This window comes from Saccharomonospora xinjiangensis XJ-54, assembly GCF_000258175.1.
Taxonomy (GTDB): Bacteria; Actinomycetota; Actinomycetes; order Mycobacteriales; family Pseudonocardiaceae; genus Saccharomonospora; species Saccharomonospora xinjiangensis.
The window spans coordinates 4,055,388-4,071,059 of sequence record NZ_JH636049.1; the positions used below are offsets into that span (position 1 = coordinate 4,055,388).

16 protein-coding genes are annotated in these 15,672 nt (G+C 69.6%); 8 read left to right on the top strand and 8 right to left on the bottom strand.

The genetic code is table 11. From position 1 onward, the window contains the following. Window positions 1-133: 133 nt before the first annotated feature. Window positions 134-688 (bottom strand): DUF3093 domain-containing protein, encoded by a 555-nt coding sequence (locus SACXIDRAFT_RS18400; protein WP_006240153.1) that lies wholly within the window; start codon window positions 686-688, stop codon window positions 134-136. Between the two features lie 28 nt (window positions 689-716). On the opposite strand from SACXIDRAFT_RS18400, the gene dut reads away from it, so the two are divergent. Genes dut through SACXIDRAFT_RS18415 form a run of 3 tightly spaced genes read left to right on the top strand, consistent with a single transcriptional unit; the run spans window position 717 to window position 2,522 of the window. Further along, window positions 717-1,172 carry a dUTP diphosphatase gene (gene dut / locus SACXIDRAFT_RS18405; RefSeq protein ID WP_006240154.1) on the top strand — a complete coding sequence of 152 codons (456 nt, stop codon included), beginning with the start codon at window positions 717-719 and terminating at the stop codon, window positions 1,170-1,172. Then, window positions 1,173-1,862: a DUF3710 domain-containing protein gene (locus SACXIDRAFT_RS18410; protein ID WP_006240155.1), complete on the top strand. Its 690-nt coding sequence runs from the start codon at window positions 1,173-1,175 to the stop codon at window positions 1,860-1,862. A gap of 3 nt (window positions 1,863-1,865) precedes the next feature. Then, complete coding sequence (locus tag SACXIDRAFT_RS18415; protein WP_006240157.1) at window positions 1,866-2,522, top strand: LysE family translocator; 657 nt, start codon at window positions 1,866-1,868, stop codon at window positions 2,520-2,522. Here the strand turns inward: SACXIDRAFT_RS18415 and SACXIDRAFT_RS18420 are convergent. After that, window positions 2,479-3,255, bottom strand: coding sequence for an alpha/beta hydrolase (locus tag SACXIDRAFT_RS18420; RefSeq protein WP_006240158.1), 777 nt, complete (start codon window positions 3,253-3,255; stop codon window positions 2,479-2,481). The two genes, SACXIDRAFT_RS18415 and SACXIDRAFT_RS18420, sit on opposite strands and share 44 nt — an antisense overlap. A 104-nt stretch (window positions 3,256-3,359) precedes the next feature. On the opposite strand from SACXIDRAFT_RS18420, the gene SACXIDRAFT_RS18425 reads away from it, so the two are divergent. Together SACXIDRAFT_RS18425 and SACXIDRAFT_RS18430 are read left to right on the top strand one after the other, a co-directional pair. Next, window positions 3,360-3,740: an OB-fold nucleic acid binding domain-containing protein gene (locus tag SACXIDRAFT_RS18425; RefSeq protein WP_006240160.1), complete on the top strand. Its 381-nt coding sequence runs from the start codon at window positions 3,360-3,362 to the stop codon at window positions 3,738-3,740. A 12-nt stretch (window positions 3,741-3,752) separates the two neighbouring features. Then, window positions 3,753-4,544, top strand: a complete 792-nt coding sequence (locus SACXIDRAFT_RS18430; RefSeq protein WP_006240161.1) for a DUF3159 domain-containing protein — start codon at window positions 3,753-3,755, stop codon at window positions 4,542-4,544. A 216-nt stretch (window positions 4,545-4,760) separates the two neighbouring features. On the opposite strand, the gene SACXIDRAFT_RS18435 is transcribed toward SACXIDRAFT_RS18430, so the two are convergent. Together SACXIDRAFT_RS18435 and SACXIDRAFT_RS18440 are read right to left on the bottom strand one after the other, a co-directional pair. Further along, complete coding sequence (locus SACXIDRAFT_RS18435) at window positions 4,761-5,441, bottom strand: potassium channel family protein (RefSeq protein WP_006240163.1); 681 nt, start codon at window positions 5,439-5,441, stop codon at window positions 4,761-4,763. Next, window positions 5,441-6,106, bottom strand: coding sequence for a potassium channel family protein (locus SACXIDRAFT_RS18440; protein WP_006240164.1), 666 nt, complete (start codon window positions 6,104-6,106; stop codon window positions 5,441-5,443). Before SACXIDRAFT_RS18440 ends, SACXIDRAFT_RS18435 begins: the two co-directional genes overlap by 1 nt. Window positions 6,107-6,279: 173 nt before the next feature. Between SACXIDRAFT_RS18440 and SACXIDRAFT_RS18445 the strand changes: the two genes are divergently transcribed. Both SACXIDRAFT_RS18445 and SACXIDRAFT_RS18450 read left to right on the top strand, forming a co-directional pair. Beyond that, window positions 6,280-8,364 carry an APC family permease gene (locus tag SACXIDRAFT_RS18445; RefSeq protein ID WP_006240165.1) on the top strand — a complete coding sequence of 695 codons (2,085 nt, stop codon included), beginning with the start codon at window positions 6,280-6,282 and terminating at the stop codon, window positions 8,362-8,364. After that, window positions 8,361-9,563 carry a class I SAM-dependent RNA methyltransferase gene (locus tag SACXIDRAFT_RS18450; protein WP_006240166.1) on the top strand — a complete coding sequence of 401 codons (1,203 nt, stop codon included), beginning with the start codon at window positions 8,361-8,363 and terminating at the stop codon, window positions 9,561-9,563. The genes SACXIDRAFT_RS18445 and SACXIDRAFT_RS18450 overlap by 4 nt, the downstream gene beginning before the upstream one ends. A 269-nt stretch (window positions 9,564-9,832) precedes the next feature. Here the strand turns inward: SACXIDRAFT_RS18450 and SACXIDRAFT_RS18455 are convergent, their stop codons facing one another. From SACXIDRAFT_RS18455 to SACXIDRAFT_RS18470, 4 genes are all read right to left on the bottom strand, one after another. Next, window positions 9,833-12,040: an MMPL family transporter gene (locus tag SACXIDRAFT_RS18455; protein ID WP_006240167.1), complete on the bottom strand. Its 2,208-nt coding sequence runs from the start codon at window positions 12,038-12,040 to the stop codon at window positions 9,833-9,835. Window positions 12,041-12,123: 83 nt separating this feature from the next. After that, window positions 12,124-12,723: a TetR/AcrR family transcriptional regulator gene (locus SACXIDRAFT_RS18460; RefSeq protein ID WP_006240168.1), complete on the bottom strand. Its 600-nt coding sequence runs from the start codon at window positions 12,721-12,723 to the stop codon at window positions 12,124-12,126. A 101-nt stretch (window positions 12,724-12,824) separates the two neighbouring features. Then, window positions 12,825-14,210 (bottom strand): GntP family permease, encoded by a 1,386-nt coding sequence (locus SACXIDRAFT_RS18465; protein WP_006240170.1) that lies wholly within the window; start codon window positions 14,208-14,210, stop codon window positions 12,825-12,827. A 94-nt stretch (window positions 14,211-14,304) separates the two neighbouring features. Beyond that, entirely contained in the window at window positions 14,305-14,823 is a 519-nt protein-coding gene (locus tag SACXIDRAFT_RS18470; protein ID WP_006240171.1) for a gluconokinase, read from the bottom strand. 95 nt (window positions 14,824-14,918) lie between these two features. On the opposite strand from SACXIDRAFT_RS18470, the gene SACXIDRAFT_RS18475 reads away from it, so the two are divergent. Next, window positions 14,919-15,635, top strand: a complete 717-nt coding sequence (locus tag SACXIDRAFT_RS18475; protein WP_006240174.1) for a FadR/GntR family transcriptional regulator — start codon at window positions 14,919-14,921, stop codon at window positions 15,633-15,635. The last annotated feature ends 37 nt before the right edge of the window (window positions 15,636-15,672 follow it).

Genomic DNA, 15,672 nt, shown 5'->3' on the forward strand with positions numbered 1-15,672 from the left:
CGCCGTCGGCAATCGACTTCTCCGGAGGGGATGCGTTCGACAAGCGGGTGGCCCCTGGCGTTTGGTCCAGGGGCCACCCGCTTGCCGTGCGGGTTCCACAGTTCCGTGCCGGGGGACGGGTCTCGGGGCCGGGTCAGTTCAGTGCGTCGGTGCCCGGCGACTCCGGCGAACTTTCCGAGTCCACCGCGCTTCGCGGCGCCGCGTCGCCGGTCAGAAGAGCCGCGAGCTTCGCGGGATGGCGGGTGCTGAACAACCAACACGGTGCCGGATCGTCAGGGTCGTCGAGGTGAACCCGCACCATGGTGCGGATCCAGGGCTTGTGCACGCAGAACGCCGCGGGGTCCAGTTCCGGCCCGAGCGCCTTGCGTTTGCCAGGATTCGACACCACATCGACGGCGGCCACGTAGCGCAACGGCAGGTGTGCCTCGCCCACCCGCAACTGGGGTTCGTCGCCGCCTTCCACCGCGACCCGCACCCTGCCGAGGGCGAGAATCGCCGTGACGGTCACCGGCACCAGCAGCGCGTAGGGCGCCCACGACGGGAGCGCGGGGTAGGCGAACTGGATCTGAGCCGACAGGAGGACGGCGCCTGCCAACGGCAAGAGCCAGTGCCACAGGGGCACGGTGAGCCGCTCGGCATGCCGAAGATCAGCTTTTGTCCGCGTGTGCGCGCTGTCGGTCACCCGCATCAGGGTAGTCTCGCGAGTCGTGTCCAGCGTGCAGGTCCTCATCCGTCGGATCGATCCTGATATTGCGTTGCCGTCGTACGCGCATCCCGGGGACGCGGGTGCCGATCTGGTGACGGCGTCCGACGTGCGTATCGCCCCCGGCAGCCGGGTCGTGGTGGGCACGGGCGTCGCCGTCGCGTTGCCGGAGGGGTACGCGGGTTTCGTGCATCCCCGTTCGGGGCTCGCGGCGAGGAAGGGACTCTCGATCGTCAACGCGCCGGGAACGATCGACTCCGGGTACCGGGGTGAGATCCGGGTGTGTCTCGTGAACCTCGACCCGGCCGAGCCGATCGTGCTGCGGCGAGGTGACCGGATCGCGCAACTGGTGGTACAGCGGGTGGAGCGCGCCGACTTCGTCGAGGTCGAGCAGTTGGACGAGACGGCAAGGGGAGCGGGCGGATACGGCTCGACGGGTGGCCACGCCGCGCTCGGAACGGAGAGCTGAGTGGGGATTTTCGGACGACGGAAACGGAACCTGGCTGACGGCGGCCACGACGGCGCGGGGCCCCAGGTCCACGATCCCGAGGGAGATCCGGCTTCCGAAGTGGACGCGGACGCCGGAGACAGGCCAGCCGAAGGGCCCTACGACATCTCGGAGGCGCCCGACGACGGCGTGCCGAGGATGGATCTCGGGTCCCTCAGGGTGCCGGTGCCGAACGGCTCGCAGGTGCAGGTGGAAATGGACCAGTCGAGCGGCACGGTGCGCGCGGTCCACGTCGTCACGGCGCAGGGACAGGTGACGGTCACCGCGTACGCGGCGCCGAGATCGGGAGGGCTCTGGAGCGAGGTCAGTGGCGAGCTGGCCGAGCAACTCAGGTCCGACGGCGCGCGCGTGGCGCTCGGTCGAGGGGAATGGGGTCTGGAGCTCTCGGCCATCGTGGGCGAGGTGGCGTTGAGGTTCATCGGTGTTGACGGACCTCGCTGGATGCTGCGCGGTGTCATCGCGGGCCCGCAGTCCGAGGCGTCGCGGGCTCCCGACGTGCTGCGTGCGATCATGCGCGGCACGATCGTGGATCGTGGGCAGGCCCCGATGCCGGTGCGGACGCCGTTGCAGATCACACTGCCCGAGGCGATCGCCTCCCACATCAAGAGCAGGCAGGCCCCGGCTCAGCAGGGCCCTTCACAGGGGAGGTAAGCGGTGCCCACGTCGGCGGAATGGGTGCTCTTCCTCGGCACAGCCGCGTTGTTCGCGCTCAGCCCGGGCCCCGGTGTGCTCTACGTGCTCGCCCGCAGTCTGAGGGGCGGCCGTTCCGAGGGTGTGCGGTCGGTGGTCGGCAACGCACTGGGTGCCTCGGTGCACGTCGTGGCGGCGGCTCTGGGGTTGTCGGCGTTGCTGGCGACGTCCGCCGTCGCGTTCACGGTCGTCAAGATCGCCGGAGCGCTGTACCTCGTGTATCTGGGTGTGCAGGCGATCGTGCGACGCCACGACGACGGAACGGGCGGTATCGACGCTACGGTCACCGGCGTCGAGTCCGATGGCGCGGTCAAGCGCTGGGCGAGGTCACCTCTCGCGCAGGGCATGATCGCCGAACTGCTCAATCCGAAGACCGCGCTGTACTTCATGGCGCTGCTGCCGCACTTCGTGCATCCCGAAACGGCCCCGGCTCCGCTGGTGTTCGCGCTGCTCGGTTTCGTCGCCGTCGCCATGGCCGCTGCCGTTGACCTCGCCGTGGCCGTGTTCGCCGGCAGCCTTTCCGTACGGTTCGTTAACAACCCGCGCCTGCGGGTGCGCCAGCGCGTCGCCGCAGGGCTCAGCATGATCGGTCTCGGGGGTTTCGTCGCGGTGGCCGAGTGACGTCGTCCGGTTCGGGCACCCGCGATCGGGCTTGCGACCACGCCAGCACCGCGGCCCTGCCGAGACTTTCGCGGTCGGCCCCGAGCGCGTCGAGCGTGGTCTCGACCAGTGCCGACCGGGGCAGGGCATCGGCCCATGCCGTGGCCACCGTGACCGGGTGCACCGGATCGTCCACGCAGCTCGCGATTCCGACGGGAACTCCGAGACTGCGCAGTTCGGCAAGCGTGGGTGCCGGATGCCTCGCGGCGGCTCGCAGACTCGCCGCGAGACCCGCGCCGTGACGCCGCCACGCACGGGAGAGTTCGTCCGCCAGCCAGGGTGCGACGTCGCGGGTCGCGAGTGTGAGCGCGGTGTCGAGGCCGTGCCGTTCGATCAGATCCGAGGACGCGTTCGCGGCGACGGCGGCGGGCGCGGCGTCCGAGGGGCCGTTCCACGCGGGCAGCGCCGCCAGCACTCCCGCACAGCGGTCTTGATTGCGCACGGCCCACGCGGTGGCGAGGTGGGCGCCCAGCGAAACGCCGCCGACGAGCAGCGGCTGTCCCGCCTCGTCGGCGAGCCGGTCGAGCAGGGCGGGATAGGCGGACACGACGGCGTCGCCGGGCGGCGGTGGCGGTGCGATCACCATGACGCCGAACGAGGCGAGCGGCCGGGCGAAGACGGCGTGGACAAAGGTCTCATCGGACCCGGTGCCGGGCAGGAGCACGGCCGTGCGGGTGGGCATAACCGAGGTCACGTTGCGATCCTCGCGGAAGTCCGATTCCCTACCCCGGACAGGGTTACGCTGGCAGTGAGGGCCCGGACAGCAGGGCTTTCGAGAGTGACACAGGAGCAGGCGCCATGCCCGCCAAGGACGGCGGCTATTTCAGCCGGTTGGTTCGCAAGCTGACCAGTGACATCGACGAACTCGACGCCGACGACCTCACGCAGCGCTCCGAGGCAGGGGGAGCGCGCAGGGCGTGCGACTGCCGTTCGGGCGAGGAAGTGACCGTGCTCGGCAGGCTGCGCAGTGTGGACTTGTGTCCAGGAAGCGCGGCCGCCACGCTGGAGGCGGAGTTGTTCGACGGCACGGACGACGTGACGCTCGTGTGGCTGGGACGGCGCCGCATCCCCGGTATCGAGCCGGGCCGCACCATCAAGGCGCGGGGCAGGCTCGCCGAGCGCGACGGCCACAAGGTGCTGTACAACCCGTACTACGAACTGTTGCAGCCGACCAAGTGAGAGTATCCCCGCGTGACTGAGCATTCCGAGCGACCTCGATCCGACGGCGGCACCGAAGACGGCACCGAGCCCGCCGAGAACGGCCTCGGGAGAGAGGACTCACCGGACTCGAACTCGCGCGAGGCCGCCCCCACCATGCTCGACCAGATGGGTGGAGTGTCGGGCCTGCTGTATTCGTCGCTGCCGGTCGTGGTGTTCGTGCTCGCCAACTCAGTCTTCGGACTGACGGCGGCCATCTGGAGCGCGGTGGGCAGCGCGGTGGCGATCGCCGTGGTCCGCCTGGTGCGCAAAGAGCCGATCCAGCCCGCGATCTCCGGGTTGTTCGCCGTCGGTGTCGCCGCCTTCCTCGCCTACCGGACCGGGTCCGCGAAGGGCTTCTTCCTGTTCGGTATCTGGACGAGTCTGGTGTATTTCGTGGTGCTCGCCGGGTCCGTCGTGGTCAGGTGGCCGCTCGCGGGTGTGGTGTGGAACCTGCTCACCGGCAGCGGCATGGACTGGCGCAAGGACAAATACTCCCGCCTCGGCTACGACATCGCCACGCTCGCGCTGGCCGGGGTGTTCGCGGCGCGATTCGTGGTGCAGCGCTGGCTCTACGACGAGGACCTGACAGGGTGGCTGGCCTTCGCCAAGATCGCGATGGGTTACCCGCTGTACGGGCTGGCGCTGCTCGTCGTGGTGTGGGCGGTCCGGCGGTCCGACCGCAGGCTCAAGGAGCTGGCGGCCGAGAAACCGGTCGAGACCGACGCCGAGGTCGAGGCACGGCTGCGGGTCAAGTACGGCAGGCCACCGGCGAGTCAGGCGTAGCACCCCTCGCCTCGGTGCCGCGGCCACGGCACATCCCCTGCGCCCACACCGAGGCACATCACCGCGCCCCACCGACGCACCGACGTACCGACGCCACCGCGCCGTACCGGCGGCAGAGGCCGCGACGCCGAACCGGCCGGTCTGTCGCTGCCACCTCGGGTATCGATGCGGTGTGGTGACGTAGGGCGCCGCGTTCAGAGCACCGGCCCTGGCGCCTCAGCTGCCTTCGATGCCGTTCCCCCGCACACCGAGCGCCCGGCGGATGTCGGGTTCGGTGTCGGTTGACGACACGAACAGCAGCTCGTCGCCCGGTTCGAGCGGGTCGTCCGGCTGGGGAACGATGACCCGCTCTCCTCGCAGGATGGCGACGAGCGCGGCGTCGCGGGGCAGGGCCAGCTCCCGCACCGCCTTGCCTGCCACCGGGGTGTCCTGGGGCAGTGTCATCTCCACCAGGTTCGCCTGTCCCTGACGGAAGGTCATGAGCCGCACGAGATCGCCGACGTTGACGGCCTCCTCCACCATCGCGGCCAGCATGCGCGGGGTGGAGACGGCGACGTCCACACCCCAGCTCTCGGTGAACAACCATTCGTTGGCGGGGTTGTTCACCCTGGCCACGACGCGGCGCACGGCGAATTCCGTCTTCGCCAGAAGGGCCACCACCAGATTCACCTTGTCGTCACCCGTGGCCGCGATGACGACGTCGCACAACTGCAGACCGGAGTCCTCCAGCGTGGAGACCTCGCACGCGTCGCCGAGAACCCAGTCGGCCTGCTCGACGGTCTCGGGGAGGAACTGCTGGGACTGCCGCTCGATCAGCATGACGGTGTGCCCTGACTCGACGAGTTCCGACGCGATGGAGCGGCCCACCGCACCCGCACCCGCGATCGCGACCCGCATCAGCTCTCCTCCTGCGGCGGCCGGGCGGCCACACTGGTGACGTCGGTGATGGTGCCGGACAGCGCCGCCACGTAGACGACGTCGTCGGCCTGAAGCACGGTTTTCGAGTCGGGAAGGACACCCGTCCCGAACCTCATGATGAAGGCGACCCGGCAGTCCGTCGCGGATTCGAGCTGCCGGACGCTGTGCCCGATCCACTCCTCATGCAGCGGAAGCTGGAGCAGAGCGACGGTGCCGGTGGGTTCCCGCCACGACGTCGCCGTCCCCTCGGGCAGGAGCGTGCGCAGGAACCGGTCGGTGGTCCACGGGACCGTGGCGACGGTGGGGATGCCGAGCCGTTCGTAGACGGCGGCCCGCTTGGAGTCGTAGATCCGTGCCACGACGTGTTCGACGCCGAAGGTCTCCCGCGCCACCCTCGCGGAGATGATGTTGGAGTTGTCGCCGCTGGACACGGCGGCGAAGGCACCGGCTTTCTCGATGCCCGCCTCCACGAGGACGTCCCTGTCGAAGCCCATGCCGAGCACCTGCTGGCCGTGGAAATGGGGGCCGAGACGGCGGAACGACTCCCGTTGCTTGTCGATCACCGCGACGTCGTGTCCCAGCCGCTCAAGGGCCGCTGCGAGGGATGCGCCGACCCGGCCGCAACCCATGATCACCACGTGCACGCTGCTCTCCTCCTCGCCGCCCGGGGCGGGTCGGCGTCTCGACTCGCGTCACCGCTCAACCTACCCCCGGCGCGGGGTCACGGGCTGCCCGGTCGGTAACCCCGGGTTTCGGGTCGCCCCAGGCGTCCGCAGCCTGTCACACGGCGGGACTCGCCGGGCATTACGCTCCAGCCGTGTCCAAGTTCGCCACGGCGACGAAGCGCATTCTGCTGGGCAGACCCTTCCGCAGTGACCGCCTGCCGCGCACGTTGCTGCCCAAGCGGATCGCGCTGCCCGTGTTCGCCTCCGACCCGATGTCCTCGGTCGCGTACGCGCCGGAGGAGATCCTGCTCATGCTCTCGGTGGCAGGAGCGTCCGCCTACGTCTACAGCCCGTGGATCGGGGTGATCGTCGCGCTGGTCATGGCGGTGGTGATCGCGGGCTACCGGCAGAACGTGCGCGCCTACACCTCGGGCGGCGGCGCCTATGCCGTCGCCACGGCCAACCACGGAACGAGGATCGGTCTCGCCGTCGGCGCGGCGTTGCTGGTGGACTATGTGCTCACGGTGGCGGTGTCGATCGCCTCGGCCGCGGCCACGATCGGGTCGGCCGTTCCCTTCGTGGGTGATCACAAGGTCGAGTTCGCCGTGGTCGCCATCATCGTGCTTGCGGCCATGAACCTGCGCGGGGTCAGGGAGTCGGGCACCGTGTTCGCGATTCCCGTCTACGCCTTCGTGGCAGGTATCCTCGGCATGATCGTGTGGGGCGTGATCCGCACGTTCGTCTTCGGTGACGAGTTGCGCGCCGAGAGCGCGGGCCTTCGCCTCGCGGAAGATCCGGACCAGCTCACCGGGCTGGCGTTCGCGTTCCTCCTACTGCGCGCGTTCTCCTCGGGCAGCGCTGCCCTCACCGGTGTCGAGGCAATCGCCAACGGTGTCCCGGCTTTCCGCAAGCCCCGCGGTCGCAACGCGGCAACGACACTGCTGCTGATGGGACTGCTCGCGATCCCGATGTTCCTCGGGCTGCTGTTCCTCGCCGACGCCAGCGGTGTGGTCATGGCCGAGGACCCGCAGCGGCAACTGGTCAACGCGCCGGAGGGCTACGAGCAGAAGACGCTGGTCGCCCAGGTCGCCGGAGCCGTGTTCTCGGAGTTCACTCCGGGCACCTGGTACGTCATCTTCTTCACAGGGCTCGTGCTCGTGTTCGCGGCCAACACGGCGTTCAACGGTTTCCCCGTGCTGGGCTCGATCCTGTCGCAGGACCGCTTCCTGCCCCGCCAGTTGCACACGCGGGGTGACCGGCTGGCCTTCAGCAACGGCATCCTGGTGCTGGCCGGGTTCGCCATCGTGCTCGTCATCGTGTTCGAGGCCCAGGTGACGGCCCTGATCCACCTCTACATCGTCGGTGTCTTCATGGCGTTCGTGGCAAGCCAGAGCGGCATGATCCGGCACTGGCAGCGCGAGCTGCGCGACGAGACCGATCCTGCCGCGAGGGCGCGCATGCGCAGGGCCCAGCTCGTCAACGCCGTCGGTCTGGCGATGACGGCGTCAGTGCTGCTCATCATCCTGGTCACGAAGTTCCTCGCGGGCGCGTGGATCTCGCTCGTGGCCATGGCGTTCTTCTACTTCCTCATGACGGGCATCCGCAGGCACTACGACAGGGTCGCCTCGGAGATCGCGGCGACCGACGAGGAGGTGACGCTGCCCGCCCGCAACCACGCGATCGTGTTGCTCTCGCAACTGCACAAACCCGCGTTGCGCGCGCTGGCCTATGCCAAGGCGACGAGGCCGGACGTGCTGGAGGCCGTGACGGTCAATGTGGACGACGAGGAGACGCGGGCGTTGCTGCGAGCCTGGGAGAAGCGCAGGATCTCGATCCCGTTGAAGGTGGTGGAGTCGCCCTACCGGGAGGTCACCAAACCCGTGCTCGACTACGTCCGCAGGGTGAGGGGCGATCAGCCGCGTAACGTCGTCACCGTGTTCATTCCCGAGTACGTCGTCGGCCGCTGGTGGGAGCAGATTCTGCATAACCAGAGCGCGCTGCGGTTGAAGACCCGGCTGCTGTTCCAGTCCCGCGTGATGGTGACGAGCGTGCCGTGGCAGTTGGAGTCGTCCCAGCGCGCGTCCACCCGGGCCGCGCGCCGGCGTCGTCGTCCCGTGGCAGGCGACGTGCGGCGCGGGTTCCATGCCGGTGCCTCAGGTGCGGGCGGAAACACCGGAAACACCGGAAACACCGGAAACACCACAGCCGGGTCACGGGAGAAGGGGTCGCGCTCGTGAAGCAGGATTGGACGGGGCGCACGCTCGAACTAACCGTGGGGCCCGTCGCCCACGGTGGACACTGCGTGGCCCGGGTGGACGGCAGGGTGGTGTTCGTCCGGCACGCGCTTCCAGGCGAACAGGTGCTCGCCGAGGTGACCGAGGACGCGGGGAAGTCGTTCTGCCGCGCGGATGCGATCGAAGTGCTCACCCCGGCGAAGGGCAGGGTCACGCCGCCGTGTCCGGTGGCCGGTCCCGGACTGTGCGGGGGGTGTGACTGGCAGCATGCGAGTGGGCAGACACAACGCGAGCTGAAGGCCGAGGTCGTGGCGGAACAGCTGAGCAGGCTCGCTGGTCTGGACCTTCCTGTGACGGTGGAGGAGTTGCCAGGCGGGTTGCTGCGGTGGCGGACGCGCGTGCGGTTCGTGGCCGACGACGACGGCAGGGCAGGTCTGCGGGCCCATCGCAGTCACCGTGTCGTCCCGCTGGCCGACTGCCCGATCACCGCGCGCGCCGCCGTGGGCGCCGTGCTACCGCACGCCTGGTCGGCCGGTGACGAGATCGAGTCCACCGAGGACGCCGACGGCGAGGTCCACGTGCGGCGCCTTCCCGGGCGGGGACGACGGCCGGAGCAGCAGCGTGGCGGTATCGCCGTGCAGCGCGCCGCCGGCCGGGAGTGGCGGATCGCGGCGCACGGTTTCTGGCAGGTGCATCCCGAGGCGGCAGAGACGCTGGCCCGGATCGTGGGGGAGTGGGCGCAGGCAGCGCCGGGGGCGCGGGCGTGGGACCTCTACGCGGGAGCGGGATTGTTCGCCTCGGTGCTCGCGGAGCAGGTGGGGCCGCGTGGCCGGGTGCTCGCCGTCGAGTCGGGCCGCCGCGCGGTGTCCGACGGGAAGGCGAACCTCGCGGGACTCCGGCAGGTGTCGTGGCGGTGCGGACAGGTGGAACAGCTGCTGCGTGACCGCACCGACTCACCGCAGGTGGTCGTGCTCGACCCGCCGCGCAAGGGGGCGGGACGCGAGGTGGTGGAACGCATCGCCGCTGCGGGCCCCGAGCGCGTCGTCTACGTGGCCTGCGACCCTGCCGCGCTCGCCCGCGACGTGGCGACGTTCGCGGGGCTGGGCTACCGGCTCGACCGGCTGAGGGCGTTCGACGCGTTCCCGATGACCCACCACGTCGAGTGTGTGGCGCTGCTGACGCCCGCCACGGAGGGCGGCTGACCCCCGAGCGTGCACGGTGACCCGCACCCGCTGCCGTCGATCGCGGCTCTCGCCAACGAACTCCTCACTCTCGTTGGGACCGCTCCACAGTCACCGGCACTGTCCTCGAAGGACACCTCGGTTCGCGATTCCGACCCCAGCACCGGCCCGGCTTCCCGCTGAGGAGCCGGGCCGGTGCTGAGTGCCGCACCGCGAGACGGCCCCGTGCGTCGCGATGCGGCTGGGGCCCGCTTCGCCCCCGAAGGCGAACCCCATTGCCCGCTTGGCCGTCAGGAACGGCTGCCCACGGGCTCTTCCTCGCGCTCCCCGGACTTCGCGGACTGCCCGGCGAGGTGGTGTCGGAGGCGTTCACCTTCGACGTCCACATTGGGCAGTACCCGGTCGAGCGCCCTCGGCATCCACCACGCGGCCTTGCCGAGCACGGCCAGCACGGCAGGCACGATGGCCATCCTGACCACGAAGGCGTCGAAGAGAACCGCGATCGCCAGTCCGAACCCGATCACTTTGATCATGGATTCGGACGAGCCGACGAATCCGGCGAAGACGCTGATCATGATCAGCGCGGCGGCGGTGACCACTCGGGCCCCGTGCCGGAATCCCGTGACGATCGACTCCTGCGGGCTCTCGCCGTGGACGTACGCCTCACGCATGCGCGTGACGAGGAATACCTCGTAGTCCATCGCCAGTCCGAAGACGAGCCCGATCAAAAAGATCGGCATCAGGCTCATGATCGGCCCGGTCTGTTCGACGCCGACGAGTTCGGCGAGCCAGCCCCACTGGAACACGGCCACGACGGCGCCGAGGGCCGCGATCACCGACAGCAGGAACCCGAGGGCGGCCTTGAGCGGCACGAGGATGGACCGGAAGACGACCATCAGGAGCAGGAAGGCGAGTCCCACGACGAGGATCAGGTAGGGCACCAGCGCGTCGTTCAGCTTCTGCGACACGTCGATGCCCATCGCAGTCTGACCGGTGACGAGCACGGTGGCGCCGGTGGCGTCGGCGACCTCAGTGGCCTCGGCGCGGATGTCGTGCACGAGATTCTCGGTCTCCGTGCCGCTCGGCGCTGACGCGGGAACGACCGTAATCATCGCGGTGTCGCCCGCCTGGTTGAACCTGGCGGGGGTCACGGCGGCGACGTTGCGAAGCTCCCTGAGCGTTTCCGCGGTCGCGGTCGCGGCGGCCTGCGGGTCGCTGCTGTGACGGGCATCGACGGTGACCACGAGCGGTCCGTTGGCGCCGGGCCCGAAGCCCTCCGCGATGAGGTCGTACGCCTTGCGCTGGGTCGTGTCGGCAGGCTTGGCACTGTCGTCCGGCAACCCCAGCTGGAGGTCGGCGGCGGGAATGGCGAGCACACCGAGTCCCGCGACCCCCACGACGAGCACAGCGACCTTGTGCCGGAGGACGAACCTGGCCCAGCGGGTGCCCGCGCCGCCCGCGTCGGCGTTCCCGCCCTCCTTTCGCTGCCGTCTCGGCAGGATGCGCTTCCCCGCGAACCCGATCAGCGCGGGGATGAGGGTCAGCGCAACGAGCACGGCGAGCACAACGGCTCCCGCGGCGGCGAGGCCCATCTTCGTGAGCACCGGAATGTCCACAACGGCCAGACCGGCGAGGGCGATCACCACGGTGAGCCCGGCGAAGACGACGGCGGAGCCCGCCGTGCCGGTCGCGCGCCCGACCGCGTCCAGCGGTGCCCGCCCTTCGGCGAGTTCGGCGCGGTACCGGGACACGATGAACAGCGAGTAGTCGATACCGACCGCGAGGCCGATCATCGTCGCGAGGATCGGCGTGGTGCTGTCGAGTTCCAGCATCTGCGTCAGCACCGTGATGACGGACACGCTGATCCCGACTCCGGCGAGCGCGGTGCCCAGCGGCAGGCCCGCCGCGACGATCGAACCGAAGGTCACCAGTAGCACGACAGCCGCGATGATCACCCCGATGACCTCGGCCGCACCGGTCTCGGGGAGTGTCATCAGCGCGTCCCCGCCGATCTCCACGGTGAGCCCGGCCTTCCGTCCCTCGACGGCGGCGGCCTCCAGCGCGTCGCGGGTGTCGTCGGTGAGTTCGAACGCGGTGCCGTCGTAGGTGATCCGCGTGTAGGCGATCGTGGCTTCGCGGTTGACGGTCTTGGCTTGGAACGGGTCAACGGCCTGCTGGACCTGCGACCCGGTGGCGAGGTCGGCGACGATGCCGCCGATGGTGGCGCGGTGTCCGGGGTCGGTGAGGCGTTCGCCGTCCGGTGCCTGGAACACCATGCGTGCGGTGGCGCCGTCGGGACTGGTGCCGGGGAACCGGTCCTCCAGCAGTTCGAAGGCTTGCTGCGCCTCCGTTCCAGGAATGGAGATCGTGGTGGATGCCGTCGAGGAGGACGTCGCGGCGGCGCCACCTGCCGCGGCGAGCGCCAGTATCCAGAGCACGACGACAAGCCCGCGCCGCCGGAAGGCGAGGCGGCCGAGCCGGTACAGCATCGTGGCCATGTGGGAGAACTCCTGATGGGGTAAGGGGAAGTGGGTGGCGAAGGTCCCGGTACCAGTCGGGCGCACCAGGCGGGGGACGAGGATCAGCCGATGCCGAGTGCGGGGAAGACCACCGCGACGAGGTAGCCCTCCATGTACTCGGTGTCCACGTCCTTGTTCTCGATGATCCTGCGGGCGCTGAAGGCACCCAGGATCAGTTGCACGATGTAGTCCTTCGCCGGGTTGGCGGAGTCCAGTTCGCCACGCTCGACGGCGCGTCCGACCATCGCGTCCAGCCCCTCCAGCGCGGGCCGGATGAGGAGTCCGTGCAGCGCCTGCCACAGCTCGCGGTCCTTCGTCACGGCGTGCGCCAGCCCGCTGATCAGGGCCGTGTACTCGGTGGAGTGAGCGACGAGCCCGCCCACCATCTGGCGGAGGTCGCCCGTGAGGGAACCGGTGTCCACCTGGGTGGGCGACGAGCCCGCGAGATGCCGCAGAGCGGTGGCGACGAGCTTCGGCTTGCTCTCCCACTGCCGGTAGAGCGTCGCTTTGCTGGCCTTGGTGCGAGCCGCGACGGCGTCCATGGTGAGGGCTTCGTAGCCGTGTTCCCTGACGAGGTCCACGACGGCGATGAACAGCTCCCGCTCCCGTTCCGGCGTCAGCCGGGTTCGGCGGGCGGGTGTGGAGGACTCCTGCGCGGACATACTGGGCTCCATACAGAAACGAAACTGTTTCGTACAGGAGCGAGTGTAGCGAAAGCCGGACCCCGCGGCACGCCGGGTCCGGCTTTCGCTACGGGTGCACGTCAGGCCACGAGGTACAGCGCGGACGCGAGGGCGAAGCCCACGAGGCCGATGGTGGTCTGCATGACCGTCCACGTCTTGAGCGTGGTCTTGACGTCCATCTGGAAGAACCGGCCGACCAGCCAGAAACCGGAGTCGTTGACGTGTCCCGCCGTCACCGATCCCGCGGCGAGGGCCAGCACGATCGCCACGACCTCGACGGAGCCGAAGCCGCCGCCGATCACGAGCGGCTGCACGAGACCGGCCGCCGTGGTGAGCGCCACCGTGGCCGAGCCCTGCGCGATTCTCAGCACCGTCGCGATGACGTAGGCGGCCACGATCACGGGAAGTCCCAGGCCGGTCAGCGCGTCCGACAGCGCGTCGCCGATGCCGCTCGCACGCAGCACGCCGCCGAACATCCCCCCGGCTCCGGTGATCAGGATGATCGCGCACACGGGTCCGAGTGCGGAGTCGAGCAGCCGCTCCACGACGTCCTTGCCCCGCCCGCGCCGGGTGCCGAGCACGTACATCGCGACGAACACGGTGATCAGCAGCGCCACCGGAGTGGAGCCGAGTGCGACGAGTACGTCAAACCAGCCTGCGTCGCTGTCGATCCATCCCGCCTTGCCCGCCGTGGTCAGCCCCGTGTTGGCGAAGATCAGCACCAGTGGCAGCAGGAGCAGGCCGACGACCGTCCCCGCACCGGGTGGTTCGGTGCGGGTGTCCTCGTCGTCCTCGGTGCCGAGGATCGCGGGAACGGGCAGGTCGATGCGGTTGCCTGCCCACCTGCCGTAGAGGTAGCTGGTGAGGTACCAGGTGGGGACGGCGAGCAGCACGGCGAAGGCGGTGACGAGGCCGACGTCGGCACCCAGCAGCGTGCTCGCCGCGACGGGACCGGGGTGTGGTGGCACGTAGACGTGCATGACGGAGAACGCGCCAGCCGCGGGAAGGCCGTAGAGCAGCACGCTGCCGCCAAGCCTGCGGGCGACCGAGAAGATGATCGGCAACATGACCACGAGACCGGCGTCGAAGAAGATCGGGAAACCGAACAGCAGGGACGCGACGCCGAGGGCGAGCGGGGCACGTTTCTCGCCGAATCGCCTGATCAGTGCGTCGGTGAGCGATCGGGCGCCGCCACTCACCTCCAGCAGCCTGCCCAGCATGGCGCCGAGACCCACCAGCAGCGCGACACCGGCCAGTGTCGCGCCGAAGCCGTCCGTGAGAGTGCTGATGACCTGGTCGGCGGGGATTCCGGTGGCGAACGCGGTTGCGAGGCTGACCGCCACGAGTGCGAGGAAGGCGTGCACCCGCAGCGTGATGATGAGCAGCAGCAGGACGGCGATCGCGCAGGCGGCGATGCCCAGGAGTGGCCCTGTGCCGAGGGTCTGTGTCCACTCGTCGGTGTTCATCCGAAGCTCCGTTGCTTGTCGGGGGTGGGGAGAAAACGCCGCCGGGTCTACGAGTCCCGTAGTTCCGGAAGGCGGAGGAGGGGCAACGCCGGGTCTACTCCGGTGCCGTGCCGAGACCGAGGCCGGTCAGAGCGGAGGCGGCGATCCGCTCCGGTGACCGTCCGAGATCGACGGTGACCCCGTCCTCGGTCGCGTCCAGTGGTTCGAGGTCGCCGAACTGTGAGGCCAGCAGGGACGGCGGCATGAAGTGGCCGGACCTGGAGGACAGCCGCTCGCTGACGACGGATGCGGGACCCGCCAGGTGCACGAACCGCACCCGCGCCCCCGCCTGACGCAGGATGTCGCGATAGGACCGTTTCAGTGCCGAGCAGGTGACGACGGCGTTCTCGCCGGCCTCCGCCCTCGCTGTGATCCAGTCCCGTAGCGCCGAGAGCCAGGGAGCGCGGTCCTCGTCGGTGAGGGGGACACCGGCGGACATCTTGTCGATGTTGGAGGCGGGGTGGAACTCGTCGGCCTCGGCCATCGGCCAGCCGAGTTCGTCCGCGAGAAGCCGGGCGACGGTGCTCTTGCCCGCGCCGGACACTCCCATCACCACCAGGCAGGTGGCATTCATGACACACCTCGTTTTAAAGGTCATACTTTTGACGGCGAAAGATAACACCATTCGCCCATCCGTGTGAAGGTGTGGTGCCGGGATAGGCTCGGCACGTGAGCGTTGAGCCGGAAGCGGGGGTGGATGTCCTGCACAGCACCGTGCTGGACACGATCGGTTCCGACATCACGGGTGGCGCACTGGCCTGTGGCGACGTGCTGACGCTCGACCGGATCCAGGAGCGTTTCGGTGTGTCGCGCACGGTCGCCCGCGAGAGCATGCGAGTCCTCGAGTCGATGGGCCTCGTGCGGTCCCGCAGGCGCGTCGGCATCACCGTGCAGCCTCGGTCGAGGTGGAACGTATTCGACCCGAGGGTCATCTGGTGGCGGCTTTCCGGCCCCGGCAGGGACGAGCAGTTGCGGTCACTCACCGAACTGCGGATCGCGGTGGAGCCGCTGGCCGCCGCCGCTGCGGCGCGCAGCGCGTCGGCCGAGGAGCGCGCCAAGGCCGTGGCCCTCGCAGCCGAGATGCGCGGGCTCGGGGAGGAGGGAAGGCTCGACGAGTTCCTTGACCGCGATGTCGCCTTCCACACGCTGTTGCTGAAGGCGAGCGGCAACGAGATGTTCGGCGCGCTGTCCGATGTCGTGGCCGTGGTCCTTCGCGGGCGCGCCCAGGTCGGCCTCATGCCGCACCAGCCGGTGCCCGAGGCTCTCGACCTCCACGAACAGGTGGCGGTGTCGGTCGCGCGGGGATCCTCCGTCGCCGCCGAGGCCGCGATGACGGAGCTGCTGGCCGAGGTGCGGGATGCGATGCTGCCGTTGTGGCGGCGTTGACCAGTGCCGCTGTCATGCCCGCCAATGGCCCAGACCT

Coding starts and splice junctions, on each gene's coding strand:
- SACXIDRAFT_RS18400 (WP_006240153.1), bottom strand. CDS start 688: ATGCGGGTGACCGACAGCGCGCACACGCGGACAAAAGCTGATCTTCGG.
- SACXIDRAFT_RS18425 (WP_006240160.1), top strand. CDS start 3,360: ATGCCCGCCAAGGACGGCGGCTATTTCAGCCGGTTGGTTCGCAAGCTG.
- SACXIDRAFT_RS18435 (WP_006240163.1), bottom strand. CDS start 5,441: ATGCGGGTCGCGATCGCGGGTGCGGGTGCGGTGGGCCGCTCCATCGCG.
- SACXIDRAFT_RS18455 (WP_006240167.1), bottom strand. CDS start 12,040: ATGGCCACGATGCTGTACCGGCTCGGCCGCCTCGCCTTCCGGCGGCGC.
- SACXIDRAFT_RS18460 (WP_006240168.1), bottom strand. CDS start 12,723: ATGTCCGCGCAGGAGTCCTCCACACCCGCCCGCCGAACCCGGCTGACG.
- SACXIDRAFT_RS18465 (WP_006240170.1), bottom strand. CDS start 14,210: ATGAACACCGACGAGTGGACACAGACCCTCGGCACAGGGCCACTCCTG.
- SACXIDRAFT_RS18470 (WP_006240171.1), bottom strand. CDS start 14,823: ATGAATGCCACCTGCCTGGTGGTGATGGGAGTGTCCGGCGCGGGCAAG.